This window comes from Mesorhizobium sp. M2E.F.Ca.ET.209.01.1.1 (assembly GCF_004010375.2).
Taxonomy (GTDB): domain Bacteria; phylum Pseudomonadota; class Alphaproteobacteria; order Rhizobiales; family Rhizobiaceae; genus Mesorhizobium.
Genome location: NZ_SADP02001219.1, coordinates 1 through 288, shown reverse-complemented (window position 1 = coordinate 288; position 288 = coordinate 1). Strand labels below are relative to the sequence as shown.

Annotated in this window: 1 pseudogene; it reads left to right on the top strand. The window is 59.0% G+C overall.

From position 1 onward, the window contains the following. Positions 1–288: pseudogene (locus tag EN852_RS39815) on the top strand (UDP-3-O-(3-hydroxymyristoyl)glucosamine N-acyltransferase); the annotation flags it as partial.

Below are 288 nucleotides of genomic sequence, written 5' to 3'. Positions count from 1 at the left end.
GCCAAGGGCCCGGAACGGGTCCCGCAAATCGGACGCGTCGTCATCCAGGATGATGTCGAGATCGGCTCCAATTCCACAGTCGATCGCGGCGCGATGTCCGATACGATCATTGGGCAAGGCACAAAGATCGACAATCTCGTGCAGATCGCCCATAACGTCCGCATCGGTCGCAATTGCATAGTGGCCGGGCTTTCGGGTATTTCCGGTTCCGTGGTGGTGGGTGACAATGTCACTATGGGCGGCGGCGTCGGGCTTGCGGATCATCTGACGATTGGTACAGGTGCCAAG